The organism is Marisediminicola sp. LYQ85 (assembly GCF_046600695.1).
Classification (GTDB): domain Bacteria; phylum Actinomycetota; class Actinomycetes; order Actinomycetales; family Microbacteriaceae; genus Marisediminicola.
The window spans coordinates 1,473,310-1,492,143 of record NZ_JBKIWO010000001.1; the positions used below are offsets into that span (position 1 = coordinate 1,473,310).

Genomic DNA, 18,834 nt, shown 5'->3' on the forward strand with positions numbered 1-18,834 from the left:
GGCCGCATCGGCGAGTTCGTCGGCCGCGTGCCGCGAGCACACGGCTAGCCCGCGGGGCGCCATCCGGTGACTCCGCCGAGGCCGTTCGGCGAGAACGGCATCGGCTCCGCCCCCGTCACGCGATCGGATGTCGCGAGCACGGCCGCGCGCTGGTAGAGCGGCATGCCCGCCGCGGCGTTCCACACCGCCCGATCGATCCGCGTGAGGATCTCCCGCACGCCGGCGTCTTCCGCCTCCCCCGTCGCGCCGAGCTCCTCGAGTTCGGCGAGGTCGCCGTCGACGGCGTCGCTCGCGAAGAAGTTGGTGTTGTTGACTCCCCCGCTCGACGCGAACGACGCCGCCACGGCGCTCGTCGCGAGGGTCGTCGACCGCAGCGCGTAGATGGCCGCGTCGTATCGGCGCGGAACACCGAGGAGGTTCTGCCAGTCTCCTCGACCGCAATCGGTGACCTCGAATCCGGCGCGAGCCGCGGAGTCGCGGATGAGTTCGAATTCGGCGACACGCACGCTGTCCCGCGCGTCGTAGAGGACGCACACTTCGGGCTCGTCGACGTCGGCCCGGCGCAAGAGGGCTCGCGCGGCAGCGAGGTCGGGCTCGGCGTAGGCGGCCGAGTCGTTCTCGCCGACGGCATCGTCGTAGGCGTCGCTGCCGGGGATGAAGACGTGGGAGTCCCGCGGGAGCGGGTCGTCGACGACGGCTCCGAGGGCGGTCTCGGCGATCTCCGCCCGCGGCACCGTGTGGAGGAAGGCGCGACGCACGAGCGGGTCGTCGAACACCCCGGAGAGCCCGCGGTCGACCATGAGGTCGAGCCGTTCGTAGCTTCCGTCGGGCGCGGCCGTCACCGTGACCCCGTCGGCGGCGAGGAGTCGTTCGAGCGCACCGCCCGACCCGTCGCCCGACCCGCCACCGCCCGCCTCGGGCGCGATGACGTCGACCTCGCCCTCGAGCAACGCGGTGGCTGCGGCATCCGCGTCGGCCACGACCGAGATCGTCACCCTCTCGAACGCGGGGGTGCGCTCCCCCGTGTAGGTCTCGCTCGCGGTGAGCTCGACTCCGCCGTCGGTCACCGCCGTGACCGTGTACGGACCGCTCCCGACGAAGAGCGATGCGTCGACGGGTCCGCGGTCGATCGCGAAGCCGGAGTTCCAGAACCGCGAGAGCGGAGCGAGGGCGCGGCGATCGTCGTCGACGATGGCGTCGCGCACCGCACTCTTCGCCTCGCTCGGGTCGTCGATGTCGAGCGCGTTCATCGCGACGACGTGCGCGGGCACCCCGATGTCGAACGCGAGCCTCCAGTCGACGAAGTAGTGGTCGTATTCGAGAGTGATCGCCCGACCGTCGTCGGACACCTCGGGCACGGTGGTCACGAGGTCGAGACCGCCCGCGGCCGAACCGTCGAAGAAGACGACGTCTCGAGGGAAGTCGTCGGTGTACCCCGCGGCATCCTCGTCGAAGTAGGGGGTGTCGTCGAAGTCGTCGTCGTCGAGCGCGCCCGAGTTCGCGGCCCACGAGAGCAAGAGGTCGGTCGCGTCGATGGGCACGCCGTCGGACCACTCCGCCCCGTCGTCGAGGGTGTACGACACGCGAAGCGGGTCGTCGGATTCGAGCTCGATGGTCACGAACGAGTCGTCGTCGACGAGCTCGGGGGTGTCGTCGTACGAGACGAACCGCTCGTTCGTCGCGGCGACGATCTCGGCGTTGAGCGACGACGCGCCACCCGCCGACGTCTCGCGGTTGTACGACGTGAAGGGGTTCGTGACCGCGACGTCGACCTCGGAGCCGTCGACCACCGAGGTCGTGCACCCCGCAGCGAGAACGGCGACGACGACCGAGAGGGCGATCGGGATGCCCGACCGCCCTCTGCGCTCAGACCCGCTACCCGCCGAACGTGAAGTGCGCACCCGGGATGGCTTCGAGCAATTGCTGCGTGTAGGGGTTGCGCGGGTTGTCGAAGACCTCGTCGGTCGTCGCCGCCTCGACGATCTTGCCACCCTGCATGACGCACACGTCGTCGGCGACGAGCCTCACGACAGCGAGGTCGTGCGTGATGAACAGGTAGGTGAGGCCGAGTTCGGCCTGCAGGTCGGTGAGCAGGTTCAGGATCTGCCCCTGCACGAGCACGTCGAGCGCCGACACCGCCTCGTCGAGCACGATGATGTCGGGCTTGAGGGCGAGCGCGCGCGCCACGGCGATGCGTTGGCGCTGCCCACCCGAGAGCTCGTTCGGGTAGCGGTTGACGGTGGATGCCGGCAGCGCGACCTGATCGAGAAGCTCGCGCACGCGCGCCTGACGTGATTTCTTGTCGCCGACGCCGTGCGCGAGCAGGGGCTCCGCGATCGTGTTGCCGACGCTGTAGACGGGGTCGAGCGATCCGTAGGGATCCTGGAACACGGGCTGCACCTTGCGCCGGAACCCGAGCAGCTGCGAACCGGTGAGCGACGCGACATCCTGCCCGTCGACCTCGATCGAGCCCGACGTGATGTCTTCGAGCTTGAGCACGAGCTTCGCGACGGTCGACTTGCCCGAGCCCGATTCGCCGACGAGCGCCGTCGTCGTGCCCTTGGCGATCGAGAACGACACGCCGTCGACGGCTTTGAGCTCGGTCGACTTGAGACCACCCTGACGGATCTTGTAGATCTTCGACACGTCGTTGACCTTGATGACGGGCGCCGCCGGGGTGCGCTCGCGAGCGTCGGCACGCGCGATGAGCGTGTCGTCGAGCGAGGCGACGTCGGAGATGTCGAGCTGATCGGAGCTCTCGGGTCGACGCGCCGACTGGATGCGCCTCGACGCGAGGCTCGGCGCGGCACCGACGAGCTTCTGCGTGTAGGGGTGCAGCGGGTTGGCGAGGATCTCCTTCGAGCTCCCGGACTCCACGACCTTGCCCTTGTACATCACGACGAGCTGCTCGGCGCGCTCGACCGCGAGACCGAGGTCGTGGGTGATGAACAACACCGAGGTGCCGTAGTCGCGCGTGAGTGTCTCGAGGTGGTCGAGGATCTTGCGCTGCACCGTCACGTCGAGCGCCGAGGTCGGCTCGTCGGCGATGAGCAGCTGGGGGCGCGACGAGAGACCGATTCCGATGAGAACGCGCTGACGCATTCCGCCCGAGAACTGGTGAGGGTACTGCTTGAGGCGCGACTCGGCGTCGCCGAGGCCCGCCTCCTGGAGAACCTCGATCGTGCGGGCGCGCGCCGCCTTGCCCTGGGCGACACCGTTGGCCTTGATGGCCTCCTCCACCTGGAACCCGATGTTCCACACCGGGTTGAGGTTCGACATCGGGTCTTGGGGCACGTAGCCGATCTGGCGTCCGCGCACATCCTGGATCTGCTTCGGCGAGAGCTTCGTGAGGTCGCGGCCGTTGAAGAGGATCTCTCCGCCGGTCACCTTTCCTGCGCCCGGGAGCAGGTCGATGATGGCTTGCGCCGTCGTCGACTTTCCCGAGCCCGACTCGCCCACGATGGCGAGGGTCTGCCCGGCGTGGAGCGTGAGGTCGACCCCGCGCACGGCGGGGATGAACCCGCGCTGCGTCTTGAATCCGACCTCGAGGCCCTTGATCTCGAGCAGGGGGGCCGTCGACAGGGTCGCCGATCCGGCGGCGGACGGGCGATCGGATGTCTCGAACTGGGTCATCGGCGTGCCCGCGCTTTCGGGTCGAGGGCGTCACGAACCACGTCGCCCAGCATGAGGAAGGAGAGCACGGTCAGCGAGAGCGCGGCGGCCGGGTAGAGCAGCACCATGGGTGCCGTCTGCACGGAGACCTGCGCCTGACCGATGTCGTTGCCCCACGACATGACGCCGCTCGGGAGACCGATTCCGAGGAACGACAGGGTCGCCTCGGCGACGATGAAGGTTCCGAGGGAGGTCGTGGCGACGACGATCACGGGGGCGATCGCGTTCGGTACGACATGCCGCAAGAGGATCTTGAATCTCGAGACCCCGAGCGCCGTCGACGCCATCACGTAGTCGGCGCTCCGGGCGGAGAGCACGGCACCGCGCATGATCCTCGCGATCTGGGGCCACGCGAAGATCGACAGCACGAGCGCGATGACGAGCGGGGTGCGGTCGGGGAGCACCGAGATGAGCACGATGGCGCCGAGCACGGTCGGGATCGCGAAGAAGATGTCGGCGACGCGCGAGAGCACGGAGTCGAAGAATCCGCCGTAGTACCCGGCGAGAGCACCGACGGTCGCTCCGAAGAGCGACACGATGAGGGTCGCGAGAAGGCCGACGACGATCGACGCCTGAGCGCCGAAGATCACACGTGCGTAGACATCGCAGCCCTGGCGCGTGAACCCGAACGGGTGGCCGGGCTCGGGCCCTCCGTTGCTGTCGGGAAGAGCGCACCCGCGGTTCGGGTCCACTTGCGAGAACCACGACGGGAACGCGGCGACGGTGAGGATGATCGCGATGAGAACGATCGACACCCAGAACATCGGGCGCACGCGCATCGAGTCCCACGCGTCGGACCACGTGCTCCGGGCCTTCTGCGACTCGTCGATGCTGTCGACTTCGGCGACCGGGGTCGACGCGCTGTCGGCGACGAAGTGCCCCTGGTCGGATGCGCGATTACTTGACATAGCGGATCCTCGGATCGAGCGCTGCGTAGAGCAGGTCTACGAGCAGATTGGCGAGCATGTAGATGATGACCATCACGGCGACGAAGGACACGACCGTGGGTCCTTCACCGAGGCGGATCGCGTTGAACACGGTTCCGCCGACGCCGGGGATGTTGAAGATGCCCTCGGTGACGATCGCGCCGACCATGAGCGAGCCGATGTCGACACCGAGGAAGGTGACGACGGGGATGAGCGAGTTGCGCAGGATGTGCACGGTCACGACGCGGGGGCGCGAGAGCCCCTTGGCCGTCGCGGTGCGCACGAAGTCGGCCCCGATGTTGTCGGACACGCTCGCGCGGGTCAATCGCACGATGTAGGCGAACGACACCGACGCGAGAACGAGCGCCGGGAGGATGAGATCCTCGATCGGTGCGCCGGGGCCCACGGTCGTGCGGAACAGGCCGAGCTGGATCGCGAAGACGTATTGGAGGATGAAGCCGAGCACGAAGGTCGGCACCGAGATGAGCAGGAGGCTCACGACGAGGGCGCTCGCGTCGAAGAGTTTGCCCTTGCGAAGACCGGCGACGAGCCCGACGACGATGCCGGCGATGGCCTCGAACGCGAGGGCGAGCATCGCCAAGCGGAAGGTCACGGGGAAGGCCGACGCGAGGAGGTCGGCGACCGGACGACCGGAGTAGGTCGTGCCGAGGTCGCCCGAGAGGATGCCCGTGACGTAGTACCAGTACTGCACGATCAGCGGATCGTTGAGGTGGTACTGCTCGCGGATCGCCTGGATCACGCTCTCGGGCGGGGGCCGCTCACCGAAGAGGGCCGCGATGGGGTCTCCGGGCAGGGAGAAGACCATGAAGTAGATGAGGAACGTCGCCCCGAAGAAGACGGGGATGAGTTGCAGCAGCCGGCGGCCGATGTACCAGAGCATCAGTCGTCCGAAGAATCGAGGGAGAACATGGGAGTCACAATCTTCGCAGTGTCATCAGAACACTGCGATGTCCGGGATGCAATCAGCATCCCGGACATCGCAGGGAGATCTAGTCAGCGTAAGCCGTCGACTAGTCCTTCGTGATCTGGTAGTACAGCGGCACCGAGTCCCAGCCGAACACGACGTTGTCGACGGTGTCAGCAGACACGCCTACGACGTTCGAGTACCACAGCGGGATCGACGGCAGGTCGCGGAGCAGGACTTCCTGCGCTTCCTGGTAGATCGCGGTGGCGTCTTCGACCGAGTCGGCGGTGGAGCCTTCCTCGAGGAGCGAGTCGAACTCTTCGCTGCTGTAGTCCTCGTAGTTCGATCCTGCACCGGTTTGGTAGAGCGGGGCGAGGAAGTTGTACTGCGAGGGGTAGTCCGCCTGCCATCCGGCGCGAGTCGCACCGGTGAGGGCGTCGTCGGCACGGTCACCGAGGGCCTCGGCGAAGGTCGGGTAGGCCTTGCCTTCAGCAGTGATGCCGAGCGTGTTGCTGATGCTCTGCGTCGCGGCGTCGACCCAGGCCTGGTGGCCTCCGTCGGCGTTGTAGGCGATGTCGAACGTCTTGTCGCCGTAGGGGTTGATCTCGTCGGCCTCGGCCCAGAGACGCTGCGCCTCTTCCTCGTTGTACTCGAGAACCTCGGAACCCTCGAGCGAGTCGGAGTATCCGGCGATCACGGGTGAGGTGAAGTCGGTCGCGGGGGTGCGGGTTCCCTGGAAGATGATCTCGGTGATCTCGTCGCGGTTGATGGCCATCGAGATGGCTGCGCGACGGAGGAGTCCCTCTTCGCCCTGGAACTCAGGGAGGTAGTAGGGGAGGTTGATCGCCTGGAAGATCGCGGCGGGCTGGTTGACCGCGCGGTCGCCGAAGGTGTCTTCGTAGGTCTCGAACGCGCTGTCGGGCACGGCGTCGAGCACGTCGAGGTTGCCGCCCTGGACGTCGGCGTATGCCGCATCCTGGCTCGCGTAGAAGACGATGCGGAGGCCGCCGTTGACGGGCGTGCGAACGCCGTCGTAGTCGGGGTTGGTCACGAGGTCGATCGCGACGTCGTTCTCCCACGCGTCTTCACCGTCGAGCATGTACGGACCGTTGCCGATGGGGCTCTGGCCGAACGCCTCGATGTCTTCGAAGGCGACCTCGGGCAGCGGCATGTACGCCGTGTAGCCCAAGCGGAGGGGCCAGTCGGCCTCGGGCGACGAGAGCTCGACCTCGAAGGTCAGCTCGTCGATCTCGGTGAGGCCACTCATGGTCTCGGCTGCGGGAGCCTCGACCTCGTTGCCCTCTTCGTCGTACTCGCCCTGCACGTCGTCGTAGCCGGCGATGTTGTCGAAGAAGTACGAGGCGCTCTGGGCGTTGGTGCCGAGGGCTCCGTAGTTCCAGGCGTCGATGAACGACGACGAGGTGACGGGGGTGCCGTCGGTGAACTCCCAGCCGTCTTCGAGGGTGACCGTCCAGACGGTCGAGTCGTCGGACTCGATCGACTCGGCGACCTCGTTCTCGATCTCGCCCTCGGCGGTGTACGACACGAGACCGGCGAAGATCGACGTCGCGATCTTTCCGCCACCGACCTCAGAGGTGTTGGTCGGGACGAGCGGGTTCTGGGGCTCGTTTCCGTTGGTGGTGATGATGCCGCCGCCGGTCGTGCCGCCGGTCTCTTCGTTGTCGCCGCTCGCGCAACCGCTGAGCAGCAGCGCCGCGACTCCAACACCGGCGATTGTGGCGCCGAATTTGATCGATCTCAAGAAATTCCTCCTGTTACGCGGGAGGCCGGACAGCACAAAATCATGCCCCCGACCCGAATACCAAGAACCCTAGGGAGGCGATCGGCCGTCGCAAAACTGAGAGCGAAAATGTTACACACTGTTGACACGATCGTGGCCGACGATTCACCTCGCCGCCGCGCTCCCCGCGTAGCCCACAGCGAGGCCCGTCGGGCGTCGTCAAACGATTCAGCCACCGAAATCGAAGGAGCGTCGATGCAACAGTGTGCTCGAGAACCGCGGGGGCGCCGAGCCCTCGTAGCCGAGATCCTCATCGTGCTCGCTTTGTCGTTCGGGGCGTCGGCCATCTACGCGATCATCGCGATCATCGACCGCTCGACGCGAGACGAGCCGATCTCGTCGCAGACCGCCCGACTCAACCCCGTGCTCAACCAGCGGGAGCTCTTCGACCTCGTCTACCAGGTGCTCGGTATCGCCGTCGACCTCGTTCCCGTAGCCCTCGTGGTCTACCTGCTGTGGTCGACCGCGAGACCGCACCTGGGTCGCCTCGGCATCGACTTCTCGCGGCCGGGCCGAGACACGGCATCCGCTGTCGCGCTCGTGGCCATCGTGGGTATCCCCGGTCTCGGAGTCTTCTTCGCCGGCCGCGCGCTCGGCCTCACGGTCGCGATCGACCCCGGTGGCACCTACGAGTACTGGTGGACCGTGCCCGTGCTCATCCTGTCCGCCGCCCGCGCGGGCATCACCGAGGAGGTCATCATGGTCGGCTACCTCTTCGCCCGGTTGCGCGACGTCGGCTGGGGAACGTGGTCGATCATCCTGTCGACGGCGGTGCTGCGCGGGGCGTACCACCTCTACCAGGGCGTGCCCGGCTTCGTCGGCAACGTCGCCATGGGCATCCTGTTCGGATGGCTCTACTCGAAATACGGCCGGGTTCTGCCACTCGTGATCGCCCACACGCTCATCGACGTTCTCGTGTTCGTCGGCTACCCGTGGGCGTTCGCGACCTTCCCCGCCCTCTTCGCGGCCGGCTGACCCCTTACTCGAACGCCTCGGGCGGCGGGCACGCGCACACGAGGTTGCGGTCACCCCACGCGTTGTCGATGCGCCTGACGGGCGGCCAGTACTTGCCGCGGATGAGGCTGCGCACCGGATACACGGCCTGCTCGCGTGAGTAGGCGTGGGTCCACTCCCCCTCGATGACCGACTGTGCCGTGTGCGGCGCCCCGCGCAGCGGGTTGTCGTCGGCGGGGAACTCCCCCGCCCTGACGGCGTCGGCCTCGAGCCGGATCGCGATCATCGCGTCGATGAAGCGATCGATCTCGGCGAGGTCCTCGCTCTCGGTCGGCTCGACCATGAGGGTGCCCGCGACGGGGAACGACATCGTCGGCGCGTGGAAACCGAAGTCGATGAGCCGTTTCGCGACGTCGTCGACCGTCACGCCGGTGTCGGCCGTGAGCGGGCGGATGTCGAGAATGCACTCGTGGGCGATGAGACCGTTGTCGCCCGAATAGAGCACGGGGTAGTGGTCGCGCAGACGGGCTGCGACGTAGTTGGCCGCGAGAACCGCGGCACCCGTCGCTTGCTTGAGACCCGCGGAACCCATCATCCGGATGTACGCCCAACTGATGGGCAGGATGCTCGGGCTCCCGTAGGGGGCCGCCGAGACCGGTCCGCCGACGTGGAACTCGCGCTGCGCCATCGGGTGGCCAGGCAGGAAGGGCGCGAGGTGCGCCTTCGCGGCGACCGGGCCGACTCCGGGGCCTCCCCCGCCGTGGGGGATGCAGAAGGTCTTGTGCAGGTTGAGGTGCGAGACGTCGCCGCCGAAGTCGCCGAAGCGCGCGAACCCGAGGAGGGCGTTGAGGTTGGCGCCGTCGACGTAGACCTGGCCGCCGGCCGCGTGCACCTCGGCGCAGATCGTGCCGACCTCGTGCTCGTAGACGCCGTGCGTCGAGGGGTAGGTGATCATGAGCGCGGCGATCGTGTCGGCGTACTCGGCGATCTTCTCGCGCAGGTCGGCGAGGTCGACGTTGCCGAGGTCATCGCACCTGATGACGACGACGCGCATGCCCGCGAGCACGGCGCTCGCGGCGTTGGTGCCGTGGGCGCTCTGCGGGATGAGACACACGGTGCGCTGGGTGTCGCCGTTGGCGAGGTGGTAGCCGCGGATGGCGAGGAGCCCGGCGAGCTCACCCTGGCTGCCCGCGTTGGGCTGCAGCGACACCGAGTCGTAGCCCGTGACGTCGGCGAGCCATCCCTGCAGCTGCTCGATGAGGTCGAGGTAGCCCGTGACGTCGGCTTCGGGAGCGAACGGATGCAGCGCCGCGAACTCCGGCCACGACACGGCCTCCATCTCGGTCGCCGCGTTGAGCTTCATCGTGCACGACCCGAGCGGGATCATGCCGCGGTCGAGCGCGTAGTCGGCGTCGGCGAGGTGCTTGAGGTAGCGCATCATCGACGTCTCGGAGCGGTGCGTGTTGAAGACCGCGTGCGTGAGGTAGTCACTCGTGCGGGCGAGCGCGTCGGGGATGCCCGGCGTCTGGCCGGCGACGAACGCGTAGTCGCGGGCATCCGGCCCACCGAAGGCCTTCACGACCGTGTGGAGGTCGTCGAGGGTCGTGGTCTCGTCGACCGCGACGCTCACGTGGTCGTCGTCGACGGCCCACACGTTGATGCCGAGGTCATGGGCACGCTCGACGATGGCGTTCGAGCTGCCCGCCGTGCGCACGAGGAGCGTGTCGAAGTAGTTCTCGTGCACCGTCTCGAGCCCGGCGTCGGTCAGCCAGCTGCGCAGAAGAGCCGCGCGCGAAGCGACGCCCGTCGCGATGCGCTTGAGCCCCTCGGGGCCGTGGTAGACGGCGTACATCGATGCCATGACCGCGAGCAGCACCTGTGCCGTGCAGATGTTCGACGTCGCCTTGTCGCGACGGATGTGCTGCTCGCGCACCTGGAGCGAGAGGCGGTAGGCGGGGTGGCCGGTCGCGTCTTGCGAGACACCGACGAGGCGCCCGGGCAGCTGGCGCTCGAGGCCCTTGCGCACGGCCATGTAGCCGGCGTGCGGACCCCCGAAGCCCATCGGCACGCCGAAGCGCTGGCTCGACCCGACGACGACGTCGGCCCCGAGCTCGCCCGGCGAGGTGACGAGGGTCGCGGCGAGAAGGTCGGCGGCGACCACGGCGATCGCGCCGGACTCCTTGGCGGTGGCGATGACGTCGGCGGGGTTCCAGATCCGTCCGGACGCTCCGGGGTACTGCACGAAGACACCGAAGGACTCGGGCACGTCGGCAGACTCGGAGGCCGCGGCGAGGTCCCGCTCGACGAGCTCGATGCCCACGGCCTCGGCGCGGTGACGCAGCAGCGCCTTCGTCTGCGGCAGTGCGTCGGAGTCGACGACGAAGACGTTCGACGCGCTCTTCGACGCGCGGCGGGCGAGGAGCATGCCCTCCACGACCGCGGTGCCCTCGTCGAGCATCGACGCGTTCGCCGTGGCCATGCCCGTGAGATCGGAGATCATGGTCTGGAAGTTGATGAGCGCCTCGAGGCGGCCCTGCGAGATCTCGGGCTGGTATGGCGTGTACGCCGTGTACCAGCTCGGGTTCTCGAGCACGTTGCGCTTGATGACCGCGGGCGTGATGGTGTCGTAGTACCCGAGACCGATCATCGACCTGTTGACGGTGTTGCGGCGCGCGAACCCGCGCAGCTCGGCGAGGGCGTCGCGTTCCGTCGCGGCCGGAGGCAGCACCGAGTCCCCCTCTTCGCGGAAGGCGTCGACGTGGATGGATTCGGGAACCGCCGCGTCGACGAGGGCCTCGACGGTGTCGTAGCCGACCGCGGCGAGCATGACGTCTTGGGCGGCGGCATCCGTTCCGATGTGGCGCGACGCGAACGACGAGAGGTCGGGCTGCCGCATCACTCGCCCACCAGCGCGGTGTACTCGTCGAGGGTCAGAAGGTCGGGCAGCTCGGCGAACTGCACCCTCATGAGCCAGCCCTCACCGAACGGGTCGCTGTTGACGAGCTCGGGGGCGTCGACGACGGCGTCGTTGATCTCGGTCACGGTGCCGTTCACCGGTGCGAAGAGCTCGCCGACCGACTTGGTCGACTCGATCTCTCCGACGACGGCACCGGTCGCGACGGTCGACCCCGTCGCGGGGAGGTCGACGAAGACGACGTCGCCGAGCTTGTCGGCCGCGTAGGCGGTGATACCGACGGTCGCGATGTCGCCGTCGACGAGAACCCACTCGTGCTCGCTCGTGTACTGGAGGTCGGTCTGTTCAGCCATGGTCAGGCCTTTCGTGAGTAGAACGGGAGGGGGACGACGGTCGCGGGCACACGCGTGCCTCGCACGTCGACGGTGACGTCGGTGCCGGGTTCGGCGAGGTCGGGCCGCACGAACGCCATCGCGATCGGGTGTCCGAGGGTCGGCGAGAGGGCCCCGCTCGTGATGACGCCTGCGGCGGCATCGTCGGGGCCGGCATCGGCGGCGTACACCGCGTAGTCGGCGCGGCCGGCGCGCTTGCCCGCGGTCGCGATGCCGACGAGCACGCGGGCATCCGCTTCGGGTCCGCGTTCGATCGCGGCACGCCCGACGAAGTCGCCGGGCTTCGCGAGCGACACCACGCGGCCGAGACCCGCCTGCACCGGAAGGATGTCGCGGCCGAGCTCGTGGCCGTAGAGCGGCATGCCCGCCTCGAGCCTCAGAGTGTCGCGGCTCGCGAGGCCGGCGGGAACGAGCCCGTGGTCGCGCCCGGCGTCGACGAGCGCGAACCAGAGGGCCGCGGCATCCGCCGTGTCGACGTAGATCTCGAAGCCGTCTTCGCCCGTGTAGCCGGTGCGCGCGACGAGAACGGATGCCCCCGCGAACGTCATTCCGAGGCACGCGTAGTACTTGAGGGTCTCGAGCGACGCGTCGCCCGAGCCGGGGGTGAGCTCGAGTCCCACGGTTTCTTCGAGGATGCGGCGCGCTGCCGGACCCTGCACGGCGATGAGGGCGACCGCGTCGGTGTCATCGCGCACGATCACGTCGAATCCGGCGGAACGCTCGGCGAGAGCGGCGACGACGGGCTCGCGATTGCCGGCGTTGGCGACGACGAGGTACTCGCCGTCGGTCACATGGTAGACGATGAGGTCGTCGACGATGCCGCCGTCGTGGTCGAGCACGAGCGAGTACTTCGCCCGGCTCACGGCGACAGCCGAGATCATTCCGGCGAGCGCGAAGTCGAGGAATGCTGCGGCATCGGGGCCCGTCACGGCGATCTCGGCCATGTGCGAGATGTCGAAGATGCCCGCGGCGGTGCGCACGGCGTGGTGCTCGGCGAGGTCGCTCGAGTAGCGCACGGGCATCTGCCAGCCCGCGAAGTCGGTGAAACTCGCCCCCGTGGCGAGATGGATGTCGTGCAGCGGAGAGAAGCGAGCGGCGTGCGGTTCGATATCGACGACACTCTCGTCGAGCTTCTGAACGGCGACGTTGTCGGAATCGGGGGGTGGTGAGATGGTCACGAGTTCTCCAGGACGTCTCGATCCGGCTCGCGCCGGCACGGATGCTGCTGTGAACTCCCCCTCTGTCATGGGCCTGAGAGTTTCACGTCGGAGTCGACGCTTTCACCGTGGGCGAGATCCGTGCGAGCGGAATCTACTTTTCAGAGTGGCCTGTTCGATGCGGTACACGTACCTGAGAGATTGCTGGGGAGAATTGCTCCTTCGGTGCCGATCGGTGACGTGACGTGCACGCATCCGTTCGGCTCTCCCGCATCGCGTTGTGGGCCCGGTATTCGGTTGTCGCGTCAGCCTAGCGCGGAGGCGTAGTCGAGCGGCAGCAGGTCAGCGCGATTCGTCGGGATCGCGCTCGGGCCCGCGGCTGTCGTTGCCCGGGTCGTCGCTCGGGTTGTCGCGAAAGTATCGCCGCGCCTGCATGATCGCGACGACGAGGGTCACGAGCAGGATGACGCCGAAGACGATCGGCGACCACGCGGGCAGGGTCGCCGCCATGTCGCTCGCGACGTAGCGTGGGGCGATGACCGAGAACAGTGACGACATGGTTGTCCGAGCTTATCCAGCGCACGGTGCCGACACCCTCGGAGAGCTCGAGCAGCGCGTGCTGACCGCCATGCTCGCGATGCAGAGGCGTTCGTGGGAGCAGGGCGTCGCGAGCCACGCCATCCTCGACTGGGGTCTCGACCCGCTTGCTCGCGTGATCGCGCGCGACGCGGTGATGCGGCAAGACAGCGAAGGCAAGCTCGCCGAGATCGACAACCAGAGCGTGGTCAACTCGGGGGCCGTCGTCGAGGTGGTTCAGTGGGCGGCGGATGTCGACGCCGATGATTCGCTGCAGCACGCGGCCGATCGCCAAATCGACTTCCTCCTCACGACCGATCGCCGCGCGGACGACGGCACGCTCTTCCACATGGAGGGCTCTCGCGAGGTCTGGATCGACACGGCGTACATGGTGATTCCCGCTCTCGTTCTCGCCGGCGAGCTGTCCGAAGCGCGGAAGCAGTTCCGCGGTCACCGCGATCGACTGTTCGACGCCGAGGCGGGTCTCTATGGAGCGCGGTGGAGCGAAGACGACCGGGTCGTGCATCACCCCGAGCACTGGGGGTCGGGCACCGGGTGGATGCTCGCGGGGATCGCGCGCAGCATCCGCCTTCTGGGCGATCGCGAACCCGACTTCGCCGCCGAGCTCTCGAGCCACGCGCGCATCCTCATCGACGCGTGTCTCGCCCTGCGCCACCCCGACGGCACGTTCCGCAACGTGCTCGACGATCCCGGGAGCTTCGAGGAGGGAACCGTCGGCGAGATGCTCGCGTTCTCGATCGCGAGCGGCATCCTCGACGGGTGGGTGCCCGCCACCTACCGGGCGCACGTCGACTCTCTCGTGCAGAGCGCGCGATCGCTCGTCGACGCCGACGGCTATGTGAGCCGCGTGTGCGGTGCACCGATGTTCGAAAGCCAGGGAGTCTCGGTCGAGGGCCAAGCGTTCTTCCTGCTCGCGTCGACAGCCCACCGGCGCCTCGGGCCGGAGTCGAGCGCCTCACCTACACTGTGAGCACTCGTCGTTCCGGCGCACCGCCCGAAAGGCTCGCATGAATCCCCCAGTGCAATGAACCCCATCGTGCTCCGACACTTCGTGGCCGCCGCAGAACACCTGCACTTCGCCCACGCAGCCAAGGCCGAGCGCGTGCCGCGGTCCACACTCATCGCCTCGGTGCGCGAACTCGAGCGGATGCTCGGCACCGCGCTCTTCGACACCGACGCGGCGACCACGACCCTCACGCCCGCGGGCGCCGACTACCTCGTCGAGGCCCGTCGTCAGCTCGACGCCTCCGCCGCCGCCGCTCGCGCCTCCCGCCCCGCACCCGGAGGCAAAGCCAAAGCCTCGAAAGGCAAGGGGCGCGCCCCCGCCGTCAAAGGCCAGCCGCGCGTGGGCAAGCGGCGCCAGTCGCGCTGACCCGCCGCCCCACGCTGACCCGCCGCCTCGCTGGCCCTAGATCGTTGACCCTTTTCGGCTGAGGGAGGGTCTCGGTCGAGGGTCGTGCGCCTAAGCTATGCCGGTGCGTCTTCCGTGATGCGCCCCCACACTCGCGACATCTCCGCTCCGCCTCACCGAAAGTCTTCCGATGGACGTCTCACCCCTCGTCTGGTCATTCACGATCGCCTTCATCCTCGGGCTCCTCGCGTTCGACTTCTTCTTCCACGTGCGGAAGGCGCACATCCCGACACTCAAAGAGGCGGCCATCTGGTCGTCGATCTACGTCGGCATCGCGATCCTCTTCGGCCTCGGCATCCTGCTCTTCGGTGGACCGACGCCCGGGTCCGAGTACTTCGCCGGATACATCACCGAGAAGGCTCTTTCGGTCGACAACCTCTTCGTGTTCCTCATCATCATGGCGAGCTTCAAGGTGCCGCGAGAAGACCAGCAGAAGGTGCTGCTCTTCGGAATCGTCTTCGCCCTCATCGCCCGCACCGGGTTCATCTTCTTGGGCGCCGCGCTCATCAACAGCTTCGCGTGGATCTTCTACCTCTTCGGCCTCATCCTCATCCTCACGGCGGGCAACATGCTCAAGCCCGAGAGCAGTGAAGACAAGTCGGCCGACAACCTCATCATCCGTCTCGCCCGCAAGGTGTTCCACACCACCGACTACTACGACGGCGACAAGATGTTCACGATGCACAACGGTCGCCGTGCCCTCACGCCGATGCTGCTCGTCATGGTCGCCATCGGTGGCACCGACATCCTCTTCGCCCTCGACTCGATCCCCGCGATCTTCGGCCTCACGACCGACGTCTTCATCGTGTTCACGGCGACCGCGTTCTCGCTGCTCGGACTGCGCCAGCTCTACTTCCTCATCGACGGACTGCTCGACCGGCTCATCTACCTGTCCTACGGTCTCGCGACGATCCTCGCCTTCATCGGCGTCAAGCTCATCCTGCACGCGCTCCACGAGAACAACGTGTTCTTCATCAACGACGGCCAGCCCATCCCGGTCTTCGAGATCGAGACGGGACTCTCGCTCACCGTCATCATCGGTGTGCTCATCGTCACGGTGATCGCCTCCCTCGTGAGCCCCCGCGGTCGCGCGCAGACGGCGATCTCGGGCGCCAAGCGCCACGCGAGCCTCTACCTCGACCTCGACTCGACCGCGAAAGACGAGGAGCGCACGCGCCTCTACGATCTCGTCGTCGACGACGAGAAGAAGATCTCCGAGCTCGAACCGAAGCAGCGCAAGCACTACGAGGAGGATCGCAAGATCGTCGAACTCGTGGCGCGCGTGCACGCCGAGCACGACACCGCGCGCCGCTGACCGTGCGGAGCAGCGTGCTCACCGCGCTGCGCGACACCGTTCACGGCGAGACGGCGGCCCGGGAGCTCGACGGGTGGGTCGACCCCGAGGTGGCGTTTCTCGCCCTGTGCTCCGAGGCGGAGCACGCGTTCTGGCTCGACGCCGGAATCGATGCGCTACACGGGTCGACGCACATCGGCACGCTCGGCCCGCGCGGAGCGGCTCTCATCGGCCACCCGGACGCCGGAGTCGTCGATGTCGTCTCGGCCGACCGGTCTGCGGGTGCCTCGTCGCGCATCGACGGGTCGATGCTCGACGTGCTCGAGGTGCTTCTTCGGGCAAAGGGCGCGAGGACGGGTGCTGCGGCGTCGGTCGCTGCGGCGTCGGTCGCGGCGGCGTCGGTCGCTGCCCTCGAGCGCGGGGTGGTGGGCTGGCTCGGATACGAGACGGGGGCCGCCGCTCTCGGGGTGCCGCGAGCATCCGGCCCCGCGGACTCGGTGATGCTCGTCGTCGACCGCGTGATCGGCTTCGACCACGAGAACCGCACAGTGCGCGTGACCGCCGGGGTCGGGGACGACGCGTGGATGCTCGAGGCGATCGCTCGGCTCCGCGAGCTCGTCGACGCGCCCGCCCCTCCCCCGCCGCCCGCCCCGCGATCGTCGGCCCCGGCCCGCGCGCGGCACTCCTCGGCGGAGTACCGGGAGCTCATCGACCGCTGCCGCGCAGCGATCACCGACGGCGACGCCTACCAGCTGTGCCTCACGAACCGGTTCGATGTCGACACGACCGAAGTGCCGATCGACGTCTTCCGGCGTTTGCGCCGCTCGAACCCGACCACACACGGGGCGCTCGTGGTGTCGGGTGAGCGCGCTATCGCGAGTTCGAGCCCCGAGACGTTTCTGCGGGCATCCGTCGACGGTCGTCTCGAGACGCGACCCATCAAGGGCACGCGACCGCGCGGTGCCGACGCTGCGGACGACGCGCGGTTGCGCGCCGAGCTCGTCGAGAGCGACAAGGAGCGCGCCGAGAACGTGATGATCGTCGACCTCATGCGCAACGACCTCGGCAGGGTCGCGGTGACCGGAAGCGTCGACGTGCCCGAACTCTTCCGCGTGGAGGCCTACCGCACCGTCTTCCAGCTCGTGAGCACGGTGACCGCTCAGCTCGCTCCGGGGCTTTCGACGATGGATGGGATCCGCAGCGCGTTTCCGGCCGGGTCGATGACGGGCGCTCCGAAAGCGAGCGCGATGCGCATCCTCGCCGGCCTCGAGGGCGGTGCGCGCGGAGCGTATGCGGGGGCGTTCGGGTTCGTGTCGGCCCGGGGGGCGGCAGACCTGTCGATGACGATCCGCACGATCGTGATGACCGGCGGCCGCGCGAGCATCGGCACGGGTGGTGGCATCACCGCGCTCTCCGACCCCGCCCTCGAATACGAGGAGATGCTCCTCAAGGCGGCGGCCCCGCTCGCGGCCCTCGGCGCGACCCTCGGCAGTCCGTAGTTTCCGCGAGCGAACGTCGGATCCGACGTTCGCTCGCGGAAACGGCATACTCTCGAGGGGTCGCGGGCCGCCGGTCTTGGCTGGCCCGAAAAGCGGGAGGACGGCATGGCAGAGACGACGGTCGACACGGTTCTGGCCGACCTCGCCGCGCTCGACGACCCGCGCATGCGCGAGGTGAACGCGAGTCGCGGAGACGACCACGGCGTCAACCTCACGAAGCTGCGCGGCCTCGCGAAGGCGATCAAGACCGACCACGATCTCGCGACCGCGCTGTGGGCCACCGGCGACACCGCCGCGCGACTCGTGGCCATCCTCGTGAGCCGCCCGAAAGCGTTCACCGCCGATGAACTCAACGCGATGGTGCGCCAGTCGCGATCACCGAAAGTGCACGACTGGCTTGTAAGGTACGTCGTCAAGAAGAGTCCGCACACGGAATCGCTGTGCGTCGCCTGGTTCGACGATGACGACCCGACCGCCGCGAGTGCTGCGTGGTCGCTCATGAGCGACGCCGTGGTCACGAGACCGGAGACCGTCGACATCCGCGCCCTCCTCGACACGATCGAGAACGAGATGAGGGATGCCCCCGACCGCGTGCAGTGGGCGATGAACACGACTCTCGCGATGATCGGCATCCACCACCCCGAGCACCGTGCTCGCGCGCTCGACATCGGCGAGAGGCTCGGGGTGCTCAGGGACTACCCGACGCCGCCGAACTGCACGTCGCCGTTCGCCCCGCTCTGGATCGGCGAGATGGTGCGGCGGCAGAACACCTGACCCACCCCGAAGTACGCAGTTTCCGCGAGCGAACGTCGGATCCGACGTTCGCTCGCGGAAACGGCGCACTCTCGAGGGCCCGTTTGCGCGCTACCGCGTCAAGCGCGCGTGCAGGTCGGCGACGCGGCGGCGGATGTCGTCGCGCACGAGTCGCATCCGCTCCATCCCCTCGATGCCGCGCTCCGACGGCTCGTCGGTGTCCCACACCTCCAGCTCGGTGCCCTCAGGTGCGGTGATCTGAGCCTCGCGCCCGAGCACCACGACGACATCCGCCGCGGTGAGGGCGTCATCGGTCACGGCCTTCGGGTGCTCGTGCGTGATGTCGATGCCGAGCTCGGCGAGAGACTCGACCGACTGCGCGTTCAGGGCGGAGGCGGGCTTGGTGCCCGCGGATGACACGTGCACCATGTCGCCCGCCAGGTGCGACATGAGGCCGGCCGCCATCTGCGACTTTCCGCCGTTCTTGGCACAGATGAAGAGGACGCGGGGCGTGGTGGTCATGACAGTCCGTTCGGTGT

Annotated in this window: 16 protein-coding genes and 1 riboswitch; of the genes, 6 read left to right on the forward strand and 10 right to left on the reverse strand. The window is 68.0% G+C overall.

Going from position 1 to position 18,834, the window contains the following annotated elements:
- Positions 1-44: 44 nt before the first annotated feature.
- From ACLHG5_RS06925 to ACLHG5_RS06945, 5 genes are all read right to left on the reverse strand, one after another.
- Entirely contained in the window at positions 45-1,901 is a 1,857-nt protein-coding gene (locus ACLHG5_RS06925) for an ABC transporter substrate-binding protein (protein WP_411318233.1), read from the reverse strand.
- A complete protein-coding gene (locus ACLHG5_RS06930) occupies positions 1,876-3,633 on the reverse strand; it encodes a dipeptide ABC transporter ATP-binding protein (protein ID WP_411314905.1) in 1,758 nt (585 codons plus the stop codon). The genes ACLHG5_RS06925 and ACLHG5_RS06930 overlap by 26 nt, the downstream gene beginning before the upstream one ends.
- Positions 3,630-4,580, reverse strand: coding sequence for an ABC transporter permease (locus ACLHG5_RS06935; protein ID WP_411314904.1), 951 nt, complete (start codon positions 4,578-4,580; stop codon positions 3,630-3,632). Before ACLHG5_RS06935 ends, ACLHG5_RS06930 begins: the two co-directional genes overlap by 4 nt.
- A complete protein-coding gene (locus ACLHG5_RS06940; RefSeq protein WP_411314903.1) occupies positions 4,570-5,499 on the reverse strand; it encodes an ABC transporter permease in 930 nt (309 codons plus the stop codon). The genes ACLHG5_RS06935 and ACLHG5_RS06940 overlap by 11 nt, the downstream gene beginning before the upstream one ends.
- Positions 5,500-5,629: 130 nt before the next feature.
- Positions 5,630-7,285 carry an ABC transporter substrate-binding protein gene (locus tag ACLHG5_RS06945; protein ID WP_411314902.1) on the reverse strand — a complete coding sequence of 552 codons (1,656 nt, stop codon included), beginning with the start codon at positions 7,283-7,285 and terminating at the stop codon, positions 5,630-5,632.
- A gap of 234 nt (positions 7,286-7,519) precedes the next feature.
- Between ACLHG5_RS06945 and ACLHG5_RS06950 the strand changes: the two genes are divergently transcribed.
- Positions 7,520-8,299, forward strand: a complete 780-nt coding sequence (locus ACLHG5_RS06950; protein ID WP_411318234.1) for a CPBP family intramembrane glutamic endopeptidase — start codon at positions 7,520-7,522, stop codon at positions 8,297-8,299.
- Between the two features lie 4 nt (positions 8,300-8,303).
- Here the strand turns inward: ACLHG5_RS06950 and gcvP are convergent, their stop codons facing one another.
- From gcvP to ACLHG5_RS06970, 4 genes are all read right to left on the reverse strand, one after another.
- On the reverse strand, positions 8,304-11,174 hold the full coding sequence (gene gcvP, locus ACLHG5_RS06955) for an aminomethyl-transferring glycine dehydrogenase (RefSeq protein ID WP_411318421.1): 2,871 nt from the start codon (positions 11,172-11,174) through the stop codon (positions 8,304-8,306).
- The gene (gcvH, locus tag ACLHG5_RS06960) at positions 11,174-11,545 is read right to left on the reverse strand and encodes a glycine cleavage system protein GcvH (RefSeq protein WP_411318235.1); all 372 of its coding nucleotides are present in this window, start codon (positions 11,543-11,545) and stop codon (positions 11,174-11,176) included. The genes gcvP and gcvH overlap by 1 nt, the downstream gene beginning before the upstream one ends.
- A 2-nt stretch (positions 11,546-11,547) precedes the next feature.
- On the reverse strand, positions 11,548-12,693 hold the full coding sequence (gcvT, locus tag ACLHG5_RS06965; RefSeq protein ID WP_411318422.1) for a glycine cleavage system aminomethyltransferase GcvT: 1,146 nt from the start codon (positions 12,691-12,693) through the stop codon (positions 11,548-11,550).
- A 219-nt stretch (positions 12,694-12,912) separates the two neighbouring features.
- Positions 12,913-13,022, reverse strand: a riboswitch (glycine riboswitch).
- 61 nt (positions 13,023-13,083) lie between these two features.
- Positions 13,084-13,299 (reverse strand): hypothetical protein, encoded by a 216-nt coding sequence (locus ACLHG5_RS06970; protein WP_411318236.1) that lies wholly within the window; start codon positions 13,297-13,299, stop codon positions 13,084-13,086.
- Between ACLHG5_RS06970 and ACLHG5_RS06975 the strand changes: the two genes are divergently transcribed.
- From ACLHG5_RS06975 to ACLHG5_RS06995, 5 genes are all read left to right on the forward strand, one after another.
- Complete coding sequence (locus tag ACLHG5_RS06975) at positions 13,298-14,308, forward strand: glycoside hydrolase family 88 protein (protein WP_411318237.1); 1,011 nt, start codon at positions 13,298-13,300, stop codon at positions 14,306-14,308. The two genes, ACLHG5_RS06970 and ACLHG5_RS06975, sit on opposite strands and share 2 nt — an antisense overlap.
- Positions 14,309-14,362: 54 nt before the next feature.
- Positions 14,363-14,710, forward strand: a complete 348-nt coding sequence (locus ACLHG5_RS06980) for a LysR family transcriptional regulator (protein ID WP_411318238.1) — start codon at positions 14,363-14,365, stop codon at positions 14,708-14,710.
- 169 nt (positions 14,711-14,879) lie between these two features.
- Complete coding sequence (locus tag ACLHG5_RS06985; RefSeq protein ID WP_411314896.1) at positions 14,880-16,064, forward strand: TerC family protein; 1,185 nt, start codon at positions 14,880-14,882, stop codon at positions 16,062-16,064.
- A gap of 14 nt (positions 16,065-16,078) precedes the next feature.
- Positions 16,079-17,542 carry an aminodeoxychorismate synthase component I gene (gene pabB / locus ACLHG5_RS06990; protein ID WP_411318239.1) on the forward strand — a complete coding sequence of 488 codons (1,464 nt, stop codon included), beginning with the start codon at positions 16,079-16,081 and terminating at the stop codon, positions 17,540-17,542.
- A gap of 105 nt (positions 17,543-17,647) precedes the next feature.
- Positions 17,648-18,316: a DNA alkylation repair protein gene (locus ACLHG5_RS06995; RefSeq protein WP_411318240.1), complete on the forward strand. Its 669-nt coding sequence runs from the start codon at positions 17,648-17,650 to the stop codon at positions 18,314-18,316.
- 90 nt (positions 18,317-18,406) lie between these two features.
- Here the strand turns inward: ACLHG5_RS06995 and ACLHG5_RS07000 are convergent, their stop codons facing one another.
- Positions 18,407-18,817, reverse strand: coding sequence for a low molecular weight phosphatase family protein (locus tag ACLHG5_RS07000; RefSeq protein WP_411318241.1), 411 nt, complete (start codon positions 18,815-18,817; stop codon positions 18,407-18,409).
- Between the last annotated feature and the right edge of the window lie 17 nt (positions 18,818-18,834).